Source organism: Streptomyces sp. NPDC101166 (assembly GCF_044768125.1).
Taxonomy (GTDB): domain Bacteria; phylum Actinomycetota; class Actinomycetes; order Streptomycetales; family Streptomycetaceae; genus Streptomyces.
This window is the reverse complement of record NZ_JBIWPF010000189.1, coordinates 1-1,237: the sequence shown is the minus strand read 5'-3', so window position 1 is coordinate 1,237 and position 1,237 is coordinate 1. Positions and strand designations below refer to the sequence as shown.

The 1,237-nt window shown below is 66.6% G+C and carries 2 protein-coding genes; one reads left to right on the top strand and one right to left on the bottom strand.

Going from position 1 to position 1,237, the window contains the following annotated elements:
• Positions 1-51: 51 nt before the first annotated feature.
• Positions 52-851, top strand: a protein-coding gene (locus ACIRS4_RS37610; protein ID WP_404204680.1) for an IS5 family transposase whose coding sequence is annotated in 2 segments (ribosomal slippage) — positions 52-391 and positions 391-851 — 801 coding nt in all. Because the reading frame shifts where the segments join, the coding sequence is not laid out codon by codon here.
• Here ACIRS4_RS37610 and ACIRS4_RS37605 read toward each other — a convergent pair.
• Complete coding sequence (locus ACIRS4_RS37605) at positions 823-1,158, bottom strand: ankyrin repeat domain-containing protein (protein WP_404204678.1); 336 nt, start codon at positions 1,156-1,158, stop codon at positions 823-825. The genes ACIRS4_RS37610 and ACIRS4_RS37605 overlap by 29 nt on opposite strands.
• Between the last annotated feature and the right edge of the window lie 79 nt (positions 1,159-1,237).

The following is a 1,237-nucleotide window of genomic DNA, read 5'->3' as shown; positions in this document are numbered from 1 at the left end:
TAAGACGTCATCTCATTTGGTTGCCTGGGTAGGCTGTCGGCCGTGGTGGGGATAGTTGAGCGGCTGGTGCCGGACGAGTTATGGGAGCTGTTCCAGCGAGTGGTGCCGGAGGCGCCGGTACGGCCTCAGGGCGGTGGCAGACGAAGGCACGGTGACCGCGAGGTGCTGGCCGCGATCGTGTTCGTGGCCACGTCTGGCTGCACGTGGCAGCAGTTGCCGTCGGCGTCGTTCGGGCCGTCGGGTGCCACGGCCCATCGACGCTTCGCCGAGTGGACGAAGGCCAGGGTGTGGGCCAAGCTCCACCGCCTGGTCCTCGACGAACTCGGCTCCCGCGGCGACCTGGACTGGTCGCGATGCGCGATCGACTCGGTGAACATGCGCGCCCTGAAAAGGGGGAGCTGACAGGTCCGAATCCTGTCGACCGGGGCAAGTACGGCTCAAAGATCCATCTGATCACCGAGCGGACCGGTCTGCCCCTGTCCGTCGGCATCTCCGGGGCCAACGTGCACGACAGCCAGGCCCTGATACCCCTCGTGAAGGGCATCCCGCCGGTCCGGTCCCGCCGAGGCCCCCGGCGCCGCAAGCCCGGCAAGCTCCACGCCGACAAGGGCTACGACTACGCCCACCTGCGGCGATGGTTAAGCAGCCGAGGCATTCGACACCGCATCGCCCGCAAGGGAGTTGAGACGTCACAGCGTCTGGGGCGCCACCGTTGGACCATCGAACGCACCATGTCCTGGCTGGCCGGCTGCCGCCGCCTCCACCGTCGCTACGAGCACAAGGCCGAGCACTTCCTCGCTTTCACAAGCATCGCCTGCACCCTCATCTGTTACCGGCGGCTCGCCCGCTGATGTGGGCTTGCAGAAGCTTCACCGCCAGGTCGTGGCCGTAGTGATTGGCCATGTCCATGGGGGTGCGACCGTCGGGATCCGCGAGCTGAGGGTCAGCCCCGAAGGCCAGCAGCACAGCGGTGGTATGCACAGTCAACGCCTGGCCGCTCTGCAGGGAGCCGTCGCCCTCGACGTCGATCGCGTGCGTCAGCAGCGTCATGTTGCTGAAGACCTCATCGGGATCGGAACCGTCGGCCAGCAACCGGGCCAGAGTCTCCGCATCCTCGTGCTCGACCGCGCGATGGGCGGGTGTCCAGTAGTCGCTCACCGACGCATTCAACCGCCATCGCAGCCCGTCTGCCAGCCACTATGCACGCCGCCAGTCGCCAATTGAGATGACTTCTAAG